Annotated in this window: 15 protein-coding genes, 1 tRNA gene and 1 pseudogene; 9 read left to right on the forward strand and 8 right to left on the reverse strand. The window is 68.8% G+C overall.

Going from position 1 to position 20,588, the window contains the following annotated elements; translation table 11 throughout:
• Positions 1 to 775: 775 nt before the first annotated feature.
• Positions 776 to 2,575: pseudogene (locus CSW60_RS15005) on the reverse strand (long-chain-fatty-acid--CoA ligase).
• Positions 2,576 to 2,787: 212 nt separating this feature from the next.
• On the opposite strand from CSW60_RS15005, the gene CSW60_RS15010 reads away from it, so the two are divergent.
• Positions 2,788 to 4,551 (forward strand): ATP-binding protein, encoded by a 1,764-nt coding sequence (locus CSW60_RS15010; RefSeq protein WP_099538136.1) that lies wholly within the window; start codon positions 2,788 to 2,790, stop codon positions 4,549 to 4,551.
• Between the two features lie 115 nt (positions 4,552 to 4,666).
• Here the strand turns inward: CSW60_RS15010 and CSW60_RS15015 are convergent, their stop codons facing one another.
• The gene (locus CSW60_RS15015) at positions 4,667 to 6,106 is read right to left on the reverse strand and encodes a serine hydrolase (protein ID WP_099538137.1); all 1,440 of its coding nucleotides are present in this window, start codon (positions 6,104 to 6,106) and stop codon (positions 4,667 to 4,669) included.
• Positions 6,107 to 6,193: 87 nt separating this feature from the next.
• Positions 6,194 to 7,693: a bifunctional aminoglycoside phosphotransferase/ATP-binding protein gene (locus CSW60_RS15020; protein ID WP_099538138.1), complete on the reverse strand. Its 1,500-nt coding sequence runs from the start codon at positions 7,691 to 7,693 to the stop codon at positions 6,194 to 6,196.
• A gap of 144 nt (positions 7,694 to 7,837) precedes the next feature.
• Here CSW60_RS15020 and CSW60_RS15025 point away from each other — a divergent pair, with 144 nt between their 5' ends.
• On the forward strand, positions 7,838 to 8,470 hold the full coding sequence (locus CSW60_RS15025; RefSeq protein ID WP_099538139.1) for a TetR/AcrR family transcriptional regulator: 633 nt from the start codon (positions 7,838 to 7,840) through the stop codon (positions 8,468 to 8,470).
• Positions 8,471 to 8,682: 212 nt separating this feature from the next.
• Here the strand turns inward: CSW60_RS15025 and ilvD are convergent, their stop codons facing one another.
• Positions 8,683 to 10,536 (reverse strand): dihydroxy-acid dehydratase, encoded by a 1,854-nt coding sequence (ilvD, locus tag CSW60_RS15030; RefSeq protein WP_099539144.1) that lies wholly within the window; start codon positions 10,534 to 10,536, stop codon positions 8,683 to 8,685.
• Positions 10,537 to 10,634: 98 nt separating this feature from the next.
• On the opposite strand from ilvD, the gene CSW60_RS15035 reads away from it, so the two are divergent.
• Positions 10,635 to 11,528, forward strand: a complete 894-nt coding sequence (locus tag CSW60_RS15035; RefSeq protein ID WP_099538140.1) for a LysR family transcriptional regulator — start codon at positions 10,635 to 10,637, stop codon at positions 11,526 to 11,528.
• Position 11,529: 1 nt separating this feature from the next.
• Here CSW60_RS15035 and CSW60_RS15040 read toward each other — a convergent pair whose 3' ends face one another.
• The 3 genes from CSW60_RS15040 to CSW60_RS15050 all read right to left on the reverse strand — a co-directional run bounded on the left by CSW60_RS15040 (position 11,530) and on the right by CSW60_RS15050 (position 15,927).
• Positions 11,530 to 13,419, reverse strand: coding sequence for a nucleoside-diphosphate sugar epimerase/dehydratase (locus CSW60_RS15040; RefSeq protein WP_099538141.1), 1,890 nt, complete (start codon positions 13,417 to 13,419; stop codon positions 11,530 to 11,532).
• A 199-nt stretch (positions 13,420 to 13,618) separates the two neighbouring features.
• Entirely contained in the window at positions 13,619 to 14,860 is a 1,242-nt protein-coding gene (gene glp, locus CSW60_RS15045) for a gephyrin-like molybdotransferase Glp (RefSeq protein WP_099538142.1), read from the reverse strand.
• A 236-nt stretch (positions 14,861 to 15,096) separates the two neighbouring features.
• The gene (locus CSW60_RS15050; RefSeq protein ID WP_201723069.1) at positions 15,097 to 15,927 is read right to left on the reverse strand and encodes a ferredoxin--NADP reductase; all 831 of its coding nucleotides are present in this window, start codon (positions 15,925 to 15,927) and stop codon (positions 15,097 to 15,099) included.
• A gap of 424 nt (positions 15,928 to 16,351) precedes the next feature.
• Here CSW60_RS15050 and CSW60_RS15055 point away from each other — a divergent pair, with 424 nt between their 5' ends.
• Positions 16,352 to 16,771 carry a hypothetical protein gene (locus tag CSW60_RS15055; RefSeq protein WP_099538143.1) on the forward strand — a complete coding sequence of 140 codons (420 nt, stop codon included), beginning with the start codon at positions 16,352 to 16,354 and terminating at the stop codon, positions 16,769 to 16,771.
• A gap of 10 nt (positions 16,772 to 16,781) precedes the next feature.
• Here CSW60_RS15055 and CSW60_RS15060 read toward each other — a convergent pair whose 3' ends face one another.
• Positions 16,782 to 16,970 (reverse strand): hypothetical protein, encoded by a 189-nt coding sequence (locus tag CSW60_RS15060; RefSeq protein WP_099538144.1) that lies wholly within the window; start codon positions 16,968 to 16,970, stop codon positions 16,782 to 16,784.
• 464 nt (positions 16,971 to 17,434) lie between these two features.
• On the opposite strand from CSW60_RS15060, the gene CSW60_RS15065 reads away from it, so the two are divergent.
• The 5 genes from CSW60_RS15065 (at position 17,435) to CSW60_RS15085 (ending at position 20,465) form a co-directional block, all read left to right on the forward strand.
• Positions 17,435 to 17,510: transfer RNA gene (locus CSW60_RS15065), tRNA-Trp, on the forward strand.
• Positions 17,511 to 17,574: 64 nt separating this feature from the next.
• Complete coding sequence (gene secE / locus CSW60_RS15070; protein ID WP_143324194.1) at positions 17,575 to 17,892, forward strand: preprotein translocase subunit SecE; 318 nt, start codon at positions 17,575 to 17,577, stop codon at positions 17,890 to 17,892.
• Between the two features lie 10 nt (positions 17,893 to 17,902).
• Positions 17,903 to 18,460 carry a transcription termination/antitermination protein NusG gene (nusG, locus tag CSW60_RS15075; protein WP_099538146.1) on the forward strand — a complete coding sequence of 186 codons (558 nt, stop codon included), beginning with the start codon at positions 17,903 to 17,905 and terminating at the stop codon, positions 18,458 to 18,460.
• A 173-nt stretch (positions 18,461 to 18,633) separates the two neighbouring features.
• Complete coding sequence (locus CSW60_RS15080; RefSeq protein WP_099538147.1) at positions 18,634 to 20,235, forward strand: NAD(P)/FAD-dependent oxidoreductase; 1,602 nt, start codon at positions 18,634 to 18,636, stop codon at positions 20,233 to 20,235.
• A 44-nt stretch (positions 20,236 to 20,279) separates the two neighbouring features.
• On the forward strand, positions 20,280 to 20,465 hold the full coding sequence (locus CSW60_RS15085) for a hypothetical protein (RefSeq protein ID WP_099538148.1): 186 nt from the start codon (positions 20,280 to 20,282) through the stop codon (positions 20,463 to 20,465).
• Positions 20,466 to 20,588: the final 123 nt, after the last annotated feature.

Here is a 20,588-nt window from a genome sequence, read left to right on the forward strand (position 1 = left end):
CACTATCTGCTGCGTGATCCCGAGCGGGCTCGGCAGCTCCAGGAGTATTTCGCGGGCCTGCGCACGGGACGGCCCGAGCCGGAGGCCTTCGTCGCCGCATTCAAGACCGACAAGGCCTCGCTGCAGCGCGCGCTGACCAGCTACGCCAAGTCCGGCATGACCATCACCATCATTCCCGTCAAACCGCTGGGCGCCGAGAACATCACGGTCACCGCCCTATCGCCCGCGTACGGGGATCTGCTGATCGACTCGCTGCGCCTGATCCGCGGCCGTCGCGGCGAGAGCGACCGGCAAGCCGCGGATATCGTCAAATCCATCGCCGACAAGGCCGCGAAATATCCGAACGATCCGTTCGCGATCCGCACGCTGGCCCACGCCCAGCAGGCGTTCGGCGATCCCGCCGTGGCGGTCGACCTCCTGAAGAGCGCCGAGGCGCTGAAGACCGATCCTTACGCCCAGTATCTACTCGGCGTCGCCTGGCTCTCGCTGGCCAAGCGCGATCCGGCGAGGCTGGCGGAAGCCTCCGGCGAGGCCCGCAAGGCGCTGGCTCGGGCGCTCAAGCTGGACCCGAATCTCTACCCGGCCCTATATCGCTATGCGCGGACCCTGCCGGAGGGTAGCGAGCCCGCCCTAGACGCCCTGGTCCAGGCGCACCTGTTGGCGCCGCAGGTCGACCCGATCCGGATCGACGCCGTCATCGCCTTGATGCGTAAGGGCGAGTTCGACAGCGCCGTCGCCCTCATCGCGCCCCTGGCCGAGTCGCCGCACGTCAACATCAACGTGGCGGTGGCCCAGGTCCTTCACGAGAAGGCGATCGCGCATCAGGGGCCTGGCGCCGAGCAGGCCCTGACCGCCGAAGCGCGCAAGCGGCTGGAGCTCCTGACGGCGGCCGCCAAGGGCTAGCATCGGGCTCCACCCCCTACCCCGGCAGCTGATACCCCTCCTCCGCCAGCCGCTTGCGGATGACCTTCTTGTCGATCTTCCCCGTCGCGCCCAGGGGGATGTCGTCGACGAACAGCACGTCGTCGGGGGTCCACCACTTGGCGATCTTGCCTTGCAGGAAGTCGAGGAACTCGAACCGCGTCGCCGTCTCGCCGGGCTTCAGCTTGATCAGCAGCACGGGGCGCTCGTCCCACTTGGGATGGGGCACCCCGACCACTGCGGCGAGGGCGGCCTTGGGGTGGCCGACGGCGATGTTCTCGATCTCGATCGTGCTGATCCACTCGCCGCCGGACTTGACCACGTCCTTGGCCCGGTCGGTGATCTGCATGAAGCCCTCGGGATCGATCGTGGCGACGTCGCCGGTGTCGAAATAGCCCTCGGCGTCCAGGATGTTCCCGCCGGCGCCCTTGAAGTACTCGCCGGCGATGATGGGTCCTCGGATCTTCAGGTGGCCGAAGGCCTTGCCGTCGTGGGGCAGGGGCTTGTCGTCGTCGTCCTTCAGGCAGATCTCGACGCCCAGCGGCGGACGGCCCTGCTTCAGTCGCCAGGGCATCTGCTCGTCATAGGGGAGCTTGGCGAGCTTGTCGGTCATCACCGACAGGGTGCCGACGGGCGAGGTCTCGGTCATGCCCCAGGCGTGGACCACCTCGACGCCGTAGTTGTCATGGAAGGCGCGGATGATGCTTTCGGGGCAGGCCGCCCCGCCGATCACCACCTTCTTCAGGGTGGTGATCTTGCCGTTGGTGCTTTCCAGGTGATGCAGCAGCATCTGCCAGACGGTCGGCACGGCGGCCGAGAAGGTCACGCCCTCGGTCTCCAGGAGTTCGTGGATCGAGGCGCCGTCCATCTTGGCGCCGGGCATCACCATCTTGGCCCCGGTCCCGGGGGCGGAGAATGACACGCCCCAGGCGTTGGCGTGGAACATCGGCACCACGGGCAGCACCACGTCCTTCTGCGACAGGCCCATCACGTCGGGCTGCAGGGTGATGAAGGTGTGCAGGAAGTTCGAGCGGTGCGAATAGAGCACCCCCTTGGGATCGCCCGTCGTGCCCGAGGTGTAGCAGAGGCCCGCGGCCGTATCCTCCGGGAAGCCGCCCCAGGCGACGTCGGCCGAGTGCTGCTCGACCAAGTCCTCGTAAGCGAGCAGGCCCTTGAAGCCGGGCGCGTCGCCGGCCGGGGCGAAGTCGGCGGGCATATGGTCGCGGTCGGTGAACACCACCACGTGTTCGACGCTGGGGATGTGGTGGAGGATCTGCTTGAGGATCGGCAGGAAGGTCAGGTCGGTGAAGATCATCCGGTCGCCGGCGTGGTCGGCGATCCAGGCGATCTGCTCGGGGAAGAGGCGCGGGTTCAGGGTGTGGCAGACCATGCCCAGGCCCATGATGCCGTACCAGGCCTCCATGTGCCGGCCGGTGTTCCAGGCCAGGGTCCCGATGCGGTCGCCGGGCCTCATGCCCAAGGCCAGCAGGGCGTTCGACACCCGCTTGGCGCGGTCGCGCATCTGGCCGTAGGTGGTGCGCACGATCGGCCCCTCGACGGACCGGCTGACCACTTCGCGATCGGCGTGCCAGCGCGCGGCGTGGTCCATGATCTTGTCGAGGGTCAGCGCCCCATGCTGCATCAGCCCATACATCGGCTGTTTCTCTCCCGGTTAATTATCGTTGTTCACTAGAAGCTAGTGGGCCGCGGGTCATTGTGCAACGCAGCGCTGCTTTAGGGCGAGGCGCTTCCCGCCCAGGCGCCGGCCGCGATCATCGGTCGCATCGGGTCTTTAGGCGCTTGCTGCGATTTTAACGCTTTGATCGAGCCCGGGACGACGAGGTTCGTCGTTCGGAGACTTAAGGCTTGGGCTGGCTTAGCGAGACATGGTCCGATGCGCGACTCGACGAAGTCGCGGCCGACACCTATCGGCTGACGCCCACGCGCCTGATCTCGGCGACCCTGGCGGCGGTGATCGTGGGCTTTGGCCTGGGCGCGTCGTTGGCGGTCGGCTGGCTGTCATGCCTTCTGGCGTGCGAGGGCGCGGCCTGGCTGATCACCCGTCGCTTCAAGAGCGGACGCGCGGGGACGCCCCGACTGCGCGCCCTGTTCGCCTGGGCGTCGTTGCCCATCAACGCCACCTGGGCCTGGCTGGGCGCGATGTTGTGGTGGCAGGGGGCGGGCGACACGCGTCTGGGCGCTGTCGCCATCTGGTGCGGCCAGCTGATCTACACCCAGAACTTCCGCCATCAATCGGGACCGCTGGTGGTGCTGACCGGCCTGTCGCCGATGGTCTGCCTGATCGTCTTCCCCTTCGTCTTCCTTGAGGGCTCGGGACCGGAGGTCATCGCCGCGCGCTGGGGCCTGCTGCTGCTGGTGGCCACCTCGGTCAATGTCATGCTGCTGAACCGCGCCGCCGCCCGGCGCATGGACGATCTGACCCGCGGCCTTCGCCAGGAGCGCGAGAAGGCCTTGGAGGCGGCCCGCGCCAAGTCGACCTTCATCGCCGTGGCCAGCCATGAGCTGCGCACGCCGATGAACGGCCTCTTGGGCATGGCCCACGCCCTGCAACGCTCGGATCTGTCGCCGGCCCAGCGCGAGCAGGTCGAGCTGATGATCCGGTCCGGCGACAGCCTGATGCACCTGCTCAACGACGTGCTGGATCTGTCGCGGATCGAGACCGGCCGGATCGAGCTGGCCCCGGCCAACATCAACCCCCGCACCGTCGTGGGCGAGGTCGCCAACGCCTGGCGCGACGCCGCCGCGTTCAAGGGGCTGACCCTTAGCGTCAACATCGCGCCGGACCTGCCGGCGACGATCCTGGCCGACGACCTTCGTATCCGCCAGGTGCTGGCCAACCTGGTGTCCAACGCCATCAAGTTCACCGCCGTGGGTGGGGTGACGCTCGACGCTCGGCCGGTTCTTGGACCCGATGGCCGCCGCATGGTCTCGATCGCCGTCGCCGACAGTGGTCCCGGCGTGCCCGACCACGCCCGCGAGCGGGTGTTCGACAGCTTCACCCAGGCCGACGAGACGGTGTCGCGCGACTATGGCGGCGCGGGCCTTGGCCTCAGCATCGCCCGGGCGCTGGCGCGGCGGATGGGCGGGGACCTCACCCTGGCCCCCAGCGAGACTGGCGCGCGCTTCGTGTTCCGCTTCGAGGCCGCGGAGGCGGTCGCGACGGAGGCCGAACCGGCAGACGTCCTCGAGGACGGTCCGGCCCTCGACGAGGTGCGGGTGCTGATGGCCGAGGACAATGCGGTCAACCAGCTGGTCGTCCGCGCCATGCTCGAGCCGATCGGGGTCGTCCTCACCGTGGTCGACAACGGCCAGGACGCGCTCGAGGCTCTGGGCGAGGCGCGCTACGACTGCGTGCTGATGGACATCAACATGCCGGTGATGGACGGCGTCACGGCGCTGGAGGCGATCCGCGCGGGACGGGTCGGCGCCAAGCCGCCGCCGATCATCGCCCTGACCGCCTCGGCCATGGCCGGGGATCGCGAGCATTTCCTGGCCCTGGGCTTCGACGACCACCTGGGCAAGCCGATCCGTCCGGCCGAGTTGGTCATGGCCATCGCCTCGGCGCTGGACCGCGCCCCGCGCGCTGGAACGATGCGCGGCGCGGCCTAGAGCCCTTTCCGATCTGATCGTATCAATCAGATCGGATAAAAAGGGCTCTCATTCAAAAGTTTAGAGCATTTTTCGATCCGATAACCGTTTCACACTTATCGGAAAATGCTCTGACTCAAGGCTTGGCCTTGCGCTCGAACGGCGCGCTGAAGGCGCCCAGCGTCACCGTGCCGTGGTCGGGGTCGCTGAACACCAGCCGCAGGTCCTGCGACAGGATGAAGAACTCGCTCGCCGAGGCCGGATAGAGCGGATCGACCACGCCTTTCCAGATTTCCGCCACCAGGCGGTCGCCGTCGCGTCGGATCTCGAAGTCGCCCGGCCCCTTGATCGTGAAGGTTCCAGCGTAGCGCGCCTGGTCCCCGATCGGGACCTTGGCGACCTCGCGCTCCACGGGGCGATAGTCGGGCCAGCCGTATTCGGCGGCCACCGCGCGGACGATCTCCTCGCCCAGCTGGTAGCCCTGGTCGCCGTTGGTCATCACCACCACGCCGTCGCCGCTGGGATAGCCGACCAGGGTGGCCTTGTAGCCGGCGTTGGAGCCGTCGTGGGCGAAGTACTTCTGGACGCCCGCGCCGCCGATGTTCAGGCCCAGGCCATAGCCGCTCTTGACCGGGGTCAGCATGGTCTTGGTCATCTCGGGCGACAGTACGCCGTCCGAGCGTCCCTGGGCGGAATGCTGCAGGTCGATCACGAACCGGGCGAGGTCCTCGGCGGTGGTCCAAAGTCCGGCGGCGGCCATCTCGGGATAGGTGTGCGGCCCGCCGGGGATGGGAGCGCCCTGGGCGTCGTGCGGCCAGGCGACCTTGGCCAGGCGCGCGGCGTCCAGCGGCTGGTCCTCGGTGCTGTGGGCCATGCCGATCGGCTTGAAGACGCGCTCGCGCACCAGGGCGGGGAAGGACTGGCCCGTGGCGTCGACCATCATCTGCTGGGCGATCGAATAGCCGCCGCCCGAATAGCGGTAGGCCTCGCCGACCGGCTGGTCGACGATCACCGGCTTGGAATTGGCGGGCGCGACGCCACTCAGCACCTGGGGCAGGGTGGGGACCGCCTCGCCCGCGGCGTAGCCGGCGAAGCCGTGCACCGTCGTCCCGGCCGTGTGAGACAGCAGCGCCCGCAGGGTCACGGGCTTGGTCGCGGTGAAGGCGCTGGGCGGCAGGGTCCAGGATTTCAGCGTCGCGTTGACGTCGCCGTCCAGCGACAGCTTGCCGTCCTGAACGAGACGCAGCGCGGCCATGGCGGCGACCGGCTTGCTGACCGAGCCGGCCTGGAACAGCGTTTCGGCCGTCACCGGCGCGCCGCCCGTCCGCGTGACCCCAAAGCCGCGCGCCCAGTCGATCTTGCCGTCGTGGATGACCGCGATGCTGACGCCCGGAACCTTCAGGGCCGCCATCTCGTCGGCCAGGGCGCGCTTGGTCGGAGCGCCCTTGATCGTCACCGCCGGCCGCAGGCCCGAGGTCACCGCCTCGATGCGACTCGAAACGTCCGGCGCGGCCATGGCGCTGGTGGACGCCATCAAGGTCGCGGCCAGGCAAAGACGGATCAGCGGTCGGTTCATCTAGGATCCCTTTTGAACAAAGGGATTAGCCACGTCCGACGGGCGGTCCGTCAATTTAGGGTTTTGTAATTCGCGGTTCGCGCCGGTTTAGCCCATCGCCTCGGCCAGCGCCCGGGCCTCGTCCTCGAAGGCGCTGACGGTGTCGACCTTGCGCCAGGCGATCTCGCCGGGGTCGCGGGACAGCTGGTTCTCGAGCACCGCCACGTCGGCGTCCGAGGCGTCGTTGACGCGGGCGGCGACGCGGGCGCGCAGCACCTCGGGCGGGGCCTCCAGCCAGACGCCCTGGAAGGCGACGTCGCAGCTCGTGGCCAGGGCCTCGGCGCGGGCGCGCTCCTCGGGTTTCAGAAACACCGCGTCCAGCACCACCGAGCGACCGGCCTTCAGGCACAGGGCCGCGTCGTGGAAGAGCTGGTCGTAGGTCTTGGCGCTCATCTCGGGCGTATAGGCCTCGCGCGGCAGGCGTTGCAGCGAAGGCACGCCCCACAGGCGCTTGCGGATCTCGTCGGTGCGCAGGACCACGGCGCCCGGGGCGGCGCCCAGGCCAGGGGCGCAGACGCGCGAGAAGGTCGACTTGCCCGAGCCCGACAGGCCGCCGGCCGCGATCAGGCTGACCGGGCGCGGGGCCAGGTGCTCCAGCGCCGTCTGCAGATAGGCGCGAGCGGCCTCGTCGTCGCCGGTATAGGCCCAGACGTGGGTGCGCACGGCGGCGCGGACGCTCAGCATCAGGGGCAGGGCGGCCAGTCCGGTCCAAAGGCCGTCGCCGAACGACCGGGCGGCCTCGTCGAGATAGGCGTTCAGCACTCGCCCGGCCGCGTCGCGGCGGCGGCGGAAATCCAGGTCCATCAGCAGGAAGGCCAGGTCGTACTGGATGTCGATGTCCGACAGGGTGTCGTTGAACTCGATGCAGTCGAACAGGATCGGCTGACCGTTCTCGATCAGGATGTTCCCAAGGTGCAGGTCGCCATGGCAGTGGCGCGCGAAACCGTCGGCGGCGCGGGCGTCCAGCAGCGGGCCCAGGCGCTCCAGGGCGAGATCGGTCTCCTGCACCAGGCGCTCGACGGCCTGCTTGCCCAGACGCGGCGCCAGGCCTCGCAGCAGGTTGGCGTTGGATCGGATCGTGTAGCCCAGGGCCGAGACCCCGCCGCCTTGCGGGCGCAAGCTGGCCCCGCCATGGAAGCGCGCGACGGTGCGGCCCAGCGAATCCTCCAGCGCGTCGTCGATCGCCCAGGGCTGGGTGGCCAGGACGCCGTTCTGGTCGAAGCGGCGCATTTCCAAGAGGTACTCGACGATCTCGCCGTCGCCGTCCAGCTCGACCCCGCCATCGGCGGCGCGGGTCAGGCGGCGCACCTCGCGATAGATGTCCGGCGCCGCGGCGCGGTTGAAGGTCAGCTCGCGCTCCAGGGCCCAGCGGCGCAGCTCCAGCGTCGAGTAATCCAGAAAGCCGAAGTCGACCGGCCGCTTCACCTTGAAGGCCGAGCCGCCGATCAGGAACACGCGGGCGCACGAGGTCTCGATCGTGTTTTCCGCGCGCTCGCCAAACCAGGCGGCCACTTCCTGTTCGCGCGCGGCTTCCGCGTCCTTGATCACGCCTTCGATCCCATTCTGTCGCCCGTGAACTGGGCGTCGGCGCTGCATAACCGAAAGAAGAGGCGAAGTCCTCTCGCGCGACCCTTGCTTACCCTTCATTTTCGCGGCTAGATTGCATCGGCAATCGAAACAGCGGGTTACCCCATGCTCGTCGGCGCAGGTCTGAAGCGTTCGGGTCACAAGCGGGAGGAGATCCTCGCTTCCGCCAGGTCGCTGTTCCTCCGCGAAGGCTATGCCGACGCGGGCATGGAGGTGGTGGCCCGTGCGGCGGGAGTCTCGACGGCGACCCTCTACGCCTACTTCCCGGGCAAGGCGGACCTGTTCCGGGCCATCGTCATGGAGACGGTGAGCGGCGTGGCCGCGCCGGTTCGCGAGGCCGTCCGGGTCAAGGGCGACGCGCGCACCCGGCTGACGGCGCTGGCCTGCGCCTACGCCAACTTCTTTTCCCAGCCCGACTCCCGCGCCCTGTTCCGGGTGGTGACGTCCGAGCGCCGCCGCTTCGAGGACGTGGCCGAATATCTGCTGCAGAGCGCCCGCGACGAGCTGGGCGGGGCGGCGATCGCCGTGATCAACGACCTGGTCAAGACCGGCGAGCTGAAGGTCGAGAAGGCCTCGTGGGCTGCCAGCCAGCTGATGGGCATGCTGGACCACGTGACCCTGGTGCTGGGCCTCTCGGCGGGTGACGAGGTCCAGCCCCGCCGGCCCTTGCGCGAGATCGCCGAGGACGCGGTCGAGACGTTCCTGGCGCGGTATGGGGCGCGGGGGCAGGGGGGATAGCCCACCCTAGGCAATAGAATCGCCTTCCTGGGCCTTGTGCCCAGGATCCATGCTCGAAGGCAGGCTCTGCCTTCGGGATCATCGCGGCGGTTAGTCCCAGCCCGAACGTCTGACGCAACAGTCCCGGAACCCTGGGTCCTGGGCGCAAGGCCCAGGAAGGCGGTGGGTGTCAGGTTTCGGCTGAACCTCGATCGGCTGCTTGGAGAGAACCCCTACCGCCGCTCCACCTGGCTGACGTCCCGCACCGCGCCCTTGGCGGCGTTGGTGGTCATGGCGGCGTAGGCGCGCAGGGCGGGGCTGACCTCGCGCTTGCGGTCCAGCGGCTTCCAGGCGTCGGGACCCCGGGCCAGCTGGGCGGCGCGGCGCTCGGCCAGCACGTCCTCGGCGACCTCGAGCGTGATCCCGCGGTTGGGGATGTCGATCAGGATCGAGTCGCCGGTCTCGACCAGGGCGATCAGCCCGCCCTCGCCGGCTTCGGGCGAGACGTGGCCGATCGACAGACCCGAGGTGCCGCCCGAGAAGCGGCCGTCGGTGATCAGGGCGCAGGCCGCGCCCAGGCCCTTCGATTTCAGATAGGTGGTCGGGTACAGCATCTCCTGCATGCCCGGCCCGCCCTTGGGGCCTTCGTAGCGGATCACCACGACCTCGCCGGCCACGACCTGGCCGCCCAGGATGCCGCTGACCGCCGCCTCCTGGCTTTCGAAGACGCGCGCCGTTCCCCGGAAGGTCAGGATCGACTCGTCGACCCCGGCGGTCTTCACGATGCAGCCCTCGGGGGCCAGGTTGCCGAACAGGACCGCCAGGCCCCCGTCCTTGGAGAAGGGGTGCTCGACCGAGCGGATGACGCCCTTCTCGCGGTCCAGGTCCAGCTCCTCCCAGCGCGCGGCCTGGCTGAAGGCGACCTGGGTCGGCTTGCCGCCCGGCGCGGCCTTGAAGAACTCGTGGGCGGTGGCGCTGTTGGTGCGGCCGATGTCCCAGCGGGCCAGGGCCTCGCCCAGGGTGGCGGCGTGGACGGTCGGCTGGCTGGCGTCGATCAGGCCGCCGCGCTCCAGCTCGCCGAGGATGGCCATGACCCCGCCGGCGCGGTGGACGTCCTCCATGTGCACGTCGCTCTTGGCCGGCGCCACCTTGGACAGGCACGGCACGCGGCGCGAGAGGCGGTCGATGTCGGCCATGCTGAACTCGATCCCGCCCTCGTGGGCGGCGGCCAGCAGGTGCAGCACGGTGTTGGTCGAGCCGCCCATGGCGATGTCCAGGCTCATGGCGTTCTCGAACGCGGCCCGGGTGGCGATGCCGCGCGGCAGGGCGGTGGCGTCCTCCTGCTCGTACCAGCGCTGGCAGAGATCGACGACCAGGCGGCCGGCTTCCTTGAACAGGGCTTCGCGGTCGGCGTGGGTGGCCAGGACCGAGCCGTTGCCGGGCAGGGACAGGCCCAGCGCCTCGGTCAGGCAGTTCATCGAGTTGGCGGTGAACATGCCCGAGCACGAGCCGCAGGTCGGGCAGGCGGCCTTCTCGATCGCCGAGACCTCTTCGTCGGAATAGTTGTCGTCGGCGGCCACGACCATGGCGTCGACCAGGTCGAGGGCGCGGATCTTGCCCTTCACCTGGACCTTGCCGGCCTCCATCGGCCCGCCCGAGACGAAGACGACCGGGATGTTCAGGCGCATGGCGGCCATCAACATGCCGGGGGTGATCTTGTCGCAGTTGGAGATGCAGACGATCGCGTCGGCGCAGTGGGCGTTGACCATGTACTCGACGCTGTCGGCGATCAGGTCGCGGCTGGGCAGGGAGTACAGCATCCCGCCGTGGCCCATGGCGATGCCGTCGTCGACGGCGATGGTGTTGAACTCCTTGGCCACGCCCCCAGCCGCCTCGATCTCGCGGGCGACCAGCTGGCCCAGGTCCTTCAGGTGCACGTGGCCGGGCACGAACTGGGTGAAGCTGTTGGCGATGGCGATGATCGGCTTGCCGAAGTCGCTGTCCTTCATGCCGGTGGCGCGCCAGAGGCCGCGGGCGCCGGCCATGTTGCGGCCGTGGGTCGAGGTGCGCGAGCGATAGGGAGGCATGATCAAATTCCAGTGTCGGTCGTGGGGTCTTTTACGGCGCCGGCGCTCGATCGAAAAATATATTAGTCGGCGTCGATTAGGTCGCTAAACCTATCGTCATGGACATCCGCCAGTTCCGTCACTTCGCCGCCGTGGCCGAGAGCCTGCACTTCGGACGGGCGGCCGAGCGTCTGGGCATGACCCAGCCGCCGCTCAGCCAGTCGATCCTGGCGCTGGAGAAGGAACTGGGCGCGCCGCTGTTCGCGCGGACCAAGCGTAGCGTCGAGCTGACGCCTCTGGGAGAGCAATGGCTGCCGCACGTGCTGGAGGCCCTGGCCGCCGTCGACGCCCTGCCCGAGACCGCGCGGCGACTGCGCGACGGCCAGACGGGGTATCTGACCCTGTCGTTCGTCAGCACCGCCGACTACAGCGTCCTGCCCGATCTCGTGCGGCGCTACGCCGAGGCCTATCCGGACGTCGAGATCCGCCTCGTCGAGGCCACCAGCGACGTGCAGATCCCGGCCGTGGTCGCGGGCGAGCGCCACGCCGGCATCATCATACCGCCGGCCGAGCGGGCCCTGCCCGAGGGGCTGGCCTATCACCGCCTGGTCTCCGAGCCCCTCGTCGCCGCCGTCCCCGCCGCCTGGGTCGAGGATGGACGGCTGCCGGTGAAGGACGGCGTTCTCTCGCCCGAGGCCCTGTTGGACGCGCCGCTGGTGCTGTTCCCGCGCACCGTGGCCCCGGCCTTCCACGACCTGCTCACCGGCTATTTCAGCGCCCGCGGCCGTCCTGCGCGGATCGTCCAGGAGGCGATCCAGATGCAGACGATCATCAGCCTGGTGTCGGCGGGTCTGGGCCTGGCGCTGGTGCCGGCGTCCTTGCGCAACCTGGCGCGGGCGGGGGTGGCCTATGTGGAGGTGGCCGCCCCGCCGGTGCTGGAGACGGGGCTGGTGTGGCGGCGGGAGGATGAGGCGCCGACGCTGCGGGGACTGCTGGGGCTGGTGGGCGCGTAGCCTACGACGCCCGGATCTTCACGACCTTCGACGGACCTGTCTGCCGCAGGCTCTCCACGAGCTCGAACAGCGCCTCGCGGATGCCGGCTTCGTCGCCGGCTTCGGCCAGGGCGTCGAGGGTCTCCAGCCGCGCGTCGGCGATCGTCGGCGCCGGCGACATCCGCACCGCTTCCATGATCCCGGGGGCCTTGGCGCGGGCCACCTCGTTCACGTCCACGAGGGTCTCGGTCAGCTTCTCGCCGGGACGCAGGCCGGTGATCTTGATCTCGATGTCGCGGCCGGGGACCAGGCCCTGCAGCTCGATCATCCGCTTAGCGAGATCGATGATCTTGACCGGCTCGCCCATCTCCAGGGTCAGCACGCCGTCCTCGTCGCCGTCCGAGGCGATCATCGACAGGGCCACGGCCCGCAGCACCAGCTGCACGGCCTCGGGGATGGTCATGAAGTAGCGTTCGACATTGGCGTCGGTCAGGGTGATCGGGCCGCCGCGCGCGATCTGGCTCTGGAAGATCGGCACCACCGACCCCGCCGAGCCCAGCACGTTGCCGAAGCGGACGATGCTGACGCGCATGTCGCCGCCGCCGCCATACTGGCGGACCACGGTCTCGGCCACGCGCTTGGCCGCGCCCATGATGCTGGTCGGGGCCACGGCCTTGTCGGTCGAGATCAGGGCCAGGTGCGCCGCGCCGCAGGCCTTGGCGGCCACGGCGACGTTGCGGGTGCCCAGGACGTTGGTCCGCACGCCCTCGCACGGATGGTTCTCGACCAGGGTCACGTGCTTCAGCGCCGCGGCGTGGAAGATGATGTCGGGCTTCTGTTCGGCGAAGACGCGCTGGACGCGGGCGGCGTCGCGGACGTCGCACAGCACTTCGCGGCGCGGGAGCAGCGGGTGGCGCTCGGCGATCTCGCGGTCGATGTGGAACAGGTTGTATTCCGAGGCGTCGACCATGGTCAGCTGGGCGCAGCCGCTGGCGGCGATCTGGCGGCACAGCTCCGAGCCGATGCTGCCGCCGGCCCCGGTGACCAGAACGCGGCGCCCCCAGACCAGGGCGCGGATCGGTTCCGGATCCAGGCGCACGGGGGGGCGGCTGAGCAGTTCCTCCAGGCTGATCTCGCGCAGGATCGGACCGCTGTCGGCCGACGCGCCCATCTCGACCACGCCGTGGCGGCGCAGCAGGCGGACCCCTTCGGTCTTCAGCCGGCCCAGGCGCTCGGCGCCGAAGGTGCTCATGGCGCTGTCGGTCAGGAACAGGATGGCCGAGGGCGGCAGGCCGCTGTCGCGCAGGCGGGCCAGCACCCGGTCGAAGTCGGCGATCGCGCCCAGCACGCAGACGCCCCGCAGCTCGTCGCCGGTCTCGCGATCCTGTGGCGAGACGACGCCGATCGGGGTGTAGCGCTCGCCCAGGCCCGCCGGCGAGCGCAGGAAGGCTTCGGCCTCGGCGGCCGAGCCGACGATCAGCAGGCGGGGCAGGGCCGGGTGCATCGAGGCGGGACCCAGGCGCAGCACCGAGTCCAGCAGCTGGCGCTCATGCAGACTGCGGCGGATCACGCGCAGGGCCGACAGGAAGGTGCCCTGGATCAGGGCCGCGCCGGCCACCGTGCGCAGGCCGCCGTCGATGCCGGGATGGACCAGGCGGGTGATGACCATGAAGGTCGCCGCCGTCAGCACGGCCGAGCGGAACAGGCGCAGGTGGTCGCTGGCCGAAACGAAGCGCCAGGGCGCGCGCTCGACCCGGAACACCAGCTCCACGATCAGCGCGCCCAGGGCGTAGTAGGTCGCCTGCAACAGGGTGTCGCCCGTGAAGGGCATGTCGATGACGAGGTAGCGACCGACCAGAAGGGCCAGGAAGGCCAGGAGGACATTGGTCGCGATCTTGCCGACATGTCCCATGAACGAACCTCTTGAGTAGCCGCGACCGGGGCTAGAGCGTGATAGCCGAAAGTGTAAGCGGTTTCGGCGGCTATCACGCTCTAAACGTTGGATTTAGAGCCTGTTTATCAGCTTCAAATGATTCCATTTGAAGCTGACAGGCTCTAAGCCCGGGAAGATTCGTGTCCAAGTAGCACGGCATTTCCGTGGCGTCGCCTTTTCAGCCTCGGCGCAGGGGCAGAACCTCGACGGTGTCGCCGGCTAGGGCGGCCGGGGCGCCGGGCCTGCGGCGCAGCAGGGCCTCGGCCTGGGAGAAAACGCCGATCAGGGATGAATCCTGGTCCGGGAAGGCGCTGGCGGTCAGTCGGCCCTCGGCGTCGATGGCGAGGCGCGCGCGCATCCAGTGTTCGCGCGGACCTGTGGCGGACAAGGGAGCGACCAGGCGAGCGGCGCTCAGGCGAACCTCGGGATCGCCGCCGCTCAGGGCCGCCAGCAGGGGCTTCAGGAACAGCTCGGCGCAGACCAGGGCCGAGGCCGGATTGCCCGGCAGGCCCAGCACGCGGCGGCCGTCCGCGAGCGTTCCGGACCAGGTCGGCTTGCCGGGGCGCACGGCCACGGTCTCGACGACGAGGTCGAGGCCAAGGGTCTTCAGGGCCGGCTTGACCAGGTCGTGGTCGCCGACCGAGGCGCCGCCGATGGTGACGATCAGGTCGGCCTGGATCGGCCCCTCCTGGGAGAGGCAAGAAGAGACGGCTGCGGCGATGGCGCCGGCGTCGTCGCCCTGGGCGCTGAGGCGGAAAGCCTCGCCGCCCCAGGCTTCGACCAGCGCCGCCAGGCTGAATGAGCCGCTCTCGAAGATCTGGTCGGGGCGAGGCGCCTGGCCGGGCGGGACCAGCTCATCGCCTGTCGCCAGGATCGCCACGCGCGGGCGGCGGGCGACGGGGACCTCCGCCAGTCCCGCCGAGGCGACCAGCGACAGCCGCCACGGGTCGATGACGACGCCCTCGGCCAGCAGGACGTCGCCGGCCTGGAAGTCGCCGCCGGCCGGGCGGATGTTCGACCGGGGGGCTTCGCCCGCCTCGAAGCGGACTGTGTCGCCGTCGCGAACGGCTTCTTCCTGGATGACCACGAGGTCGGCGCCGGCGGGGACGGGAGCGCCGGTGAAGATGCGGACGGCCTCGCCGGCCTGGACCGCGCGCGGAAAAGCCTTGCCCGCCGCGCTCTCGCCGACGACCGCGAACGGCTTTCCAGGCTGGTAGTCCGCCCGCCGGATCGCCCAGCCGTCCATGGCCGAGGCGTCGAACGGCGGCTGGGCGCGGGTCGCGGTCACGGGGGCGGCGAGGATGCGGCCGAGGCTGTGTTCCACGGCCACGGTCTCGACGCCGAGGCGGCTCGCGCCCGCGAGAATGCGGGCGCGGGCGTCCTCAACGGTGAGGTTTTTGAGGGGGAGGGAGTCGGCCATGAATCTCACCATAAGCAATCGCGCCGAAATCCCTCTCTCTTTGAGAGAGGGAGGGGCCCGCCGCGAAGCGGTGGGAGGGTGAGTGGCTTCACGGCTGGCCGGGAGATTCTGGGCCTGATAGCGCCGAGATCGCTGGGGCGTTCGACAGAGTCTGGTCCTGAGAGGGCTTACCCACTCACCCTCCCACGCCTGCGGCGTGGGCCCCTCCCTCTCTCCACGAGAGAGGGATCTATCGTCTACCCCACGAACGCCCGCTCGATGACGAAGTCGCCGGGCTCGGCGTTGGAGCCTTCCTTCAGGCCCTGGGCTTCGAGCATGGCGGCGGTGTCCTTGATCATGGCCATCGAGCCGCACAGCATGGCGCGGTCGTGCTCGGGATCGAACTTGCCGCCTTCGATACCGAGGTCGCTGAACAGCTTGCCGCTGGCGATCAGGTCGGTGAAGCGGCCCTGGCGCTCGAACGGCTCGCGGGTCACGGTCGGATAGTAGGTCAGCTGAGCGCGGGCCTCGTCGCCGACCAGCGGGTCGTCGAAGATGTCGGCCGTGAACAGCTCGCGATAGGCCAGCTCCTTCACCTCGCGCACGCCGTGGCAGACGATCACGCGCTCGAAGCGGCTATAGGCGTCGGGGTCGCGGGCCACCGACAGCCAGGGCGCGAGACCCGTGCCGGTGCCGAACAGGAAGAGGCGCTTGCCCGGGCGGACGGCGTCGAGCACCAGCGTCCCGGTAGGCTTCTTGCCCAGCAGGATCTCGTCGCCTTCCTGGATCTGCTGCAGACGCGAGGTCAGGGGGCCGTCGGGCACCTTGATCGAGAAGAACTCGAGCTCCTCGGCGAAGGACGGCGAGCCGATCGAATAGGCGCGCAGGATCGGCTTCTTCTCGCCCAGCTCTTCGCGCGGCGGCAGGCCGATCATCACGAACTCGCCCGAGCGGAAGCGGAAGCTGGCCGGGCGGGTGATGGCGAAGCTGAACAGGCGGTCGGTCCAGTGCTTCACCCAAAGCACCTTCTCGACGAAGTAGGGGGCGTCCTTCACGGGCGCGGAGGGCGCGGGAGCGGCGGCCGTCATCTGAACTCTTCGGAATAGGCGCGCGAAAAGCGCGGAAAAGAGAGCGGAAACCGCCAGATAGCGGATGGCGGCGCGTGTCTCATGGAAGCAAGGCCGACGTCCTGTCAATGACGGTTGTCTAATGCGGGCGCCCGAAAATCTCCGCTCTGGGGGCGCGGGTCGCCGTTCGCGGACAAGATGCGGAATGTCCGGTTGTCTTCAGTCGTCGAGCCGACATTCAAGATGTGAATGAGATCGCGTCGCATCTCGTCGCGTCCCGACGACAAGATTAACAGCGGCGACGACTGAAAGCAGGGTTTTCTCGACTTTGTTGAAAACCGCGCACCGCTTTTCTGAAAGTGTCAAAAATGTGATTGCCGGTCCCCGAAACGAGGCGCAGACTTCCTTTTGCTTCGTTCGCGGAGCCAACGATACGGAGGAACGTATGCGGGTTTGGTTCGTAGGGGCCGCCGCGGCGGCCGGTCTAGTAGCGTTTGGTTTGGCTGGTTGCAGTGAAGGCGGCGCGAAGACGAAGGTCGCGCAGGCTAATCAGGTGGTCGTCGAGGCCACGCCGGTGACGGCGTCGGGCTGCGTCCGCCCGGTCGAGAACACCAATTGCCTCGTCGTGAAGGGCCGCGGCGGCGGCTATTACGACATCAGCACCGCCAGCCCGGCGCCGGACCTGTCCAAGGGCGTCGCGATCTCGCTGCGTGGCAAGGACATGGGCAAGAACACCCAGTGCGGTCGCCAGCTGACCGACGTGAAGTGGTCCTATCTCGGCATCCAATGCGGCGCGACCCTGCCGTCGACGGCCTCGACCGCCACGGACAAGGACGCCAAGGGCAAGGCCGAGAAGGCGGGGTAGATCTCCGCCGCTAGCCCTCGCCGGAGCCCGGGTCCGTCTCGGTCTTCGGCGACTGGCTGCTGTCCGCCGAACCCGGCGGCTCGGTCGCGGGGCGCGGCGGCTGGCCCTCGGGCGAGTCGGTCCGCTGGTTCTCCTGCTCGACCTCCCGATTCGACGGGCGGTCGATAGGCGATGATGGCTGGCTGTTGAACGTCGGCATGGGAGCGGAACGTCTGGCGGGGCGGTTCGATCCCCATCCTCCCTTCCTCCCCCTTCATGGGGAGGGGGGCCGCCGAATGGCGGTGGAGGGGGCTTATGGACTGATCGCGGCTCACGAATCCCGCCTTCCTGGGCCTTGCGCCCAGGACCCATCTTTCAGCTCGCGCGCCAGCCGGGCCTAAATTCTGGAGCGTTCGACCGGGCGCTCCCTGCAAGGCCGCGCCGCTCGCCGGCATGGGTCCTCGCCACAAGGGCGAGGAAGGCGGAACTCTTGGATATTCGAGCCCAGGACAGGCCCAAACCACCTTCCATCACGCAATCCCGCGCGCGCCGCTTGCCCGCCGCATGCGACCCTGCTAAATGGCGCGGCTCTGGCGACAGAACATGGCGCGCCGAGGCTTTGAAGCCTTCCGGCGCGCTGTCTGTCTCTGGATGTCCGTCGGCCCGAAAGGGCGGTCGGTCCGCAGGAGTGTAGCTCAGCTGGTAGAGCATCGGTCTCCAAAACCGAGGGCCGGGGGTTCGAGTCCCTCCACTCCTGCCACTATATGTATCCGACGGGTCACCTACCGACCCGCTCGTCCAGGAAAGTCGTGAGCTTCAAGAGCATGGCCAGGAAACCGGGATCCAGCCCGTCCGCGATGAAGAACCGCGCCGCCAAGACGGCCGCGGCGATGTCGCCCGCCGGCGCCGCGACGGCCGCCGCCGCTCCCGCCGCCCCCAAGAAGCGCACCAGCCCGGTTCAGTTCTTCCGCGAAGTCCGCGCCGAGGCCCGCAAGATCACCTGGACCACCCGCAAGGAGACCTGGATCACCTCGGTGATGGTCTTCATCATGGTGGTCATGGCGTCGCTGTTCTTCCTGGCGGTCGATGGCGGCCTGGGCTTTGCCGTGAACCAGCTTCTGAAGCTGGCCACCGCGAGATAAGATAGAGACGATGAGCACCGAAACCGCCTCGAACCCGAACCACAAGTGGTACATCGTCCACGCCTACTCGAACTTCGAGAAGAAGGTGGCCGAGAGCATCCGCGAGCAGGCCAAGAACCAGGGCCTGGAGGAGAACTTCTCCGAGATCCTGGTGCCGACCGAGGATGTCGTCGAGATCCGCCGCGGCCGTAAGGTCAACGCCGAGCGCAAGTTCTTCCCGGGCTATGTCCTGGTGAAGATGAACCTCTCGGACGAAGCCTACCACCTGATCAAGAACACCCCGAAGGTCACGGGCTTCCTGGGCAGCGGCTCCAAGCCGATGCCGGTCTCCGAAAAGGAAGTCCAGCGCATCATCGGCACGATCGAAGAGGGCGTCGAAAAGCCCAAGACGGTCGTCCTGTACGAAGTGGGCGAGAACGTCCGCGTCACCGACGGCCCGTTCGCCAGCTTCAACGGCTCGGTCGAGTACGTGGACGAGGAAAAGGCTCGCCTGCGCGTCACCGTCTCGATCTTCGGCCGCGCCACGCCGGTCGAGCTGGAATACAATCAGGTCGAGAAGATCGCCTAAAGGCGTTCAGACGACCCGAAGCTTCGAAAGCCCCGCGCCCGCAAGGCGCGGGGCTTTTGCTTTTCAGCCCGGCCCCACGCCCCAAAAACCTATCGGATCCGATAGCTTGATCCTTCCCCGCCTTGGCCGAGCATTTCGGCGACGGCGCGCAGTCGCCGAGCGGGAGGAGCGACATGGCGCAGGCGGCGGCGCGCGAGGGCGTGGAGACGGTGGACGCGGTGGTCGTGGGGGCGGGCTTCGCCGGCCTCTACATGGTTCACCGGCTGCGCGAGGCGGGGCTGAGCGTCCAGGGGATCGAGGTCGCCTCCGACGTCGGCGGCACCTGGTGGTGGAACCGCTATCCCGGCGCGCGGTGCGATATCCCCAGCCTCCTCTACTCCTACACCTGGTCGCCGGAGGTGCGCGAGGATTGGCGCTGGAGCGAGAAGTACGCCACCCAGCCCGAGATCCTGGCCTATGCCGAGCACGTCGCCGACCGCTACGACCTTAGGCGCGCGTTCCTGTTCGAGACCCGCGTCACCGCCGCGACCTTCGACGAGGCGCGCGGGCGCTGGACCGTCGAGACCGACACCGGCCGCGTCTTCGACGCCCAGTTCTGCGTGATGGCCACCGGCTGCCTGTCGGTCCCGCGCGAGCCCGACATCCCCGGCGCCGACGCCTTCGAGGGCGAGGCCTATGTCACCGGTCGCTGGCCGCACCGGCCGGTCGACTTCAAGGGCAAGCGGGTGGCGATCATCGGCACGGGCTCTTCGGGCATCCAGTCGATGCCGCTGATCGCCCAGGACGCCGCCCAGGTCTTCGTCTTCCAGCGCACGCCCAACTTCAGCCTGCCGGCCCTGAACGCGCCGCTGTCCGACGCCGAGGTCGCCGAGTTCAAGGCCTTCTTCCCGACCTATCTGGAGGCCCTCCGCGCCGGCGAGCCCGGCATTCCGCTGCCGCCCAAGGGCTGGAAGCCCAACGACGCCGAGCTGGCCGAGCTGGTGCAACAGCTGTGGAACGGCGGCGGCCTGGTCTCGACCGTGATGATCCCCGACATCATCCGCGACGAGCGGATCAACGCGGCGGCCTCGGAGTTCGTGCGCGGCAAGATCGCCGAGATCGTCAAGGACCGGAAGACCGCCGAGAAGCTCCAGCCGCGCGGCTATCCGATCACCGCCAAGCGGGCCTGCGTCGACACCGACTACTACGCCAGCTTCAACCGCGACAACGTCACCCTGGTCGACCTGCGCGAGACGCCGATCGAGACGATCACCGCCAAGGGCGTGCGAACCACGGCCGGCGAGATCCCGGTCGACATCATCGTCTTCGCCCTGGGCTTCGACGCCATGACCGGAGCCCTGACCCGCATCGATATCCGCGGAAGGGGCGGGCGGCTGCTGCGCGAGGCCTGGGCCGAGGGGCCCAAGACCTATCTCGGCCTCGCCGTCGCGGGCTTTCCCAACCTCTTCACGGTCACCGGGCCGGGCAGCCCCTCGGTGCTGACCAACGTGCTGACCGCCGGCGAGCAGCATGTGGACTGGATCTTCGACGCCATCGCCCATGTGCGGGCCGGTAACGCCGGGGTCATGGAGGCCACCCCCGAGGCTCAGGAAGCCTGGGTCGCCCACGTCAACGAAGAGGCCGACAAGACCCTCTTCCCGCGCGCGGCCTCCTGGTACATGGGCGCCAATGTGCCGGGCAAGCCGCGCGTCTTCATGCCCTATGTCGGCGAGGACTATAAGAAACGCTGCGACCGCGTCGCCGCCGAGGGCTATGCTGGCTTCGCGCTGAGCTGAGGGGCCGCGCGAAGTTATCCACAGGGGGGCGGCGCGGAGGCTCCATGTCCAATCCGATGATCCCGGACGATCCGCGCCAGACCGCCATCGCCGAATTCGAGGCCGGCCCGGTTCGCGCTCGCGCCGAGGTCAGCGTGACGCCGGCCGGCGTCCTGGCGATCGGCGCGCTGATCACCGGCCTCCTGCTGTCGACCGCCGCGATCGTCTGGGCGGCCAGGCGGCGACGCTGAACGTTATCCACACGGCTGTTCTTCCTCCCCATTAGGGGGAGGAAGGGATATTCCCGCGCCTTTCCCCAGTGAGAAACGAACGTTTCCGTTTCTTCACAGACACTTACCAAAAAAATCCCGCTG

Source organism: Caulobacter sp. X (assembly GCF_002742635.1).
Lineage (GTDB): Bacteria > Pseudomonadota > Alphaproteobacteria > Caulobacterales > Caulobacteraceae > Caulobacter.

Excerpts from the sequence above, each read along its gene's own strand:
- CSW60_RS15040 (WP_099538141.1), bottom strand. The coding sequence starts at position 13,419 with ATGGGACATGTCGGCAAGATCGCGACCAATGTCCTCCTGGCCTTCCTG.
- CSW60_RS15015 (WP_099538137.1), bottom strand. The coding sequence starts at position 6,106 with ATGAACCGACCGCTGATCCGTCTTTGCCTGGCCGCGACCTTGATGGCG.
- nusG (WP_099538146.1), top strand. The coding sequence starts at position 17,903 with ATGAGCACCGAAACCGCCTCGAACCCGAACCACAAGTGGTACATCGTC.
- CSW60_RS15050 (WP_201723069.1), bottom strand. The coding sequence starts at position 15,927 with ATGACGGCCGCCGCTCCCGCGCCCTCCGCGCCCGTGAAGGACGCCCCC.
- glp (WP_099538142.1), bottom strand. The coding sequence starts at position 14,860 with ATGGCCGACTCCCTCCCCCTCAAAAACCTCACCGTTGAGGACGCCCGC.
- CSW60_RS15060 (WP_099538144.1), bottom strand. The coding sequence starts at position 16,970 with ATGCCGACGTTCAACAGCCAGCCATCATCGCCTATCGACCGCCCGTCG.
- secE (WP_143324194.1), top strand. The coding sequence starts at position 17,575 with ATGGCCAGGAAACCGGGATCCAGCCCGTCCGCGATGAAGAACCGCGCC.
- CSW60_RS15080 (WP_099538147.1), top strand. The coding sequence starts at position 18,634 with ATGGCGCAGGCGGCGGCGCGCGAGGGCGTGGAGACGGTGGACGCGGTG.
- CSW60_RS15055 (WP_099538143.1), top strand. The coding sequence starts at position 16,352 with ATGCGGGTTTGGTTCGTAGGGGCCGCCGCGGCGGCCGGTCTAGTAGCG.
- CSW60_RS15025 (WP_099538139.1), top strand. The coding sequence starts at position 7,838 with ATGCTCGTCGGCGCAGGTCTGAAGCGTTCGGGTCACAAGCGGGAGGAG.
- ilvD (WP_099539144.1), bottom strand. The coding sequence starts at position 10,536 with ATGCCTCCCTATCGCTCGCGCACCTCGACCCACGGCCGCAACATGGCC.
- CSW60_RS15035 (WP_099538140.1), top strand. The coding sequence starts at position 10,635 with ATGGACATCCGCCAGTTCCGTCACTTCGCCGCCGTGGCCGAGAGCCTG.
- CSW60_RS15085 (WP_099538148.1), top strand. The coding sequence starts at position 20,280 with ATGTCCAATCCGATGATCCCGGACGATCCGCGCCAGACCGCCATCGCC.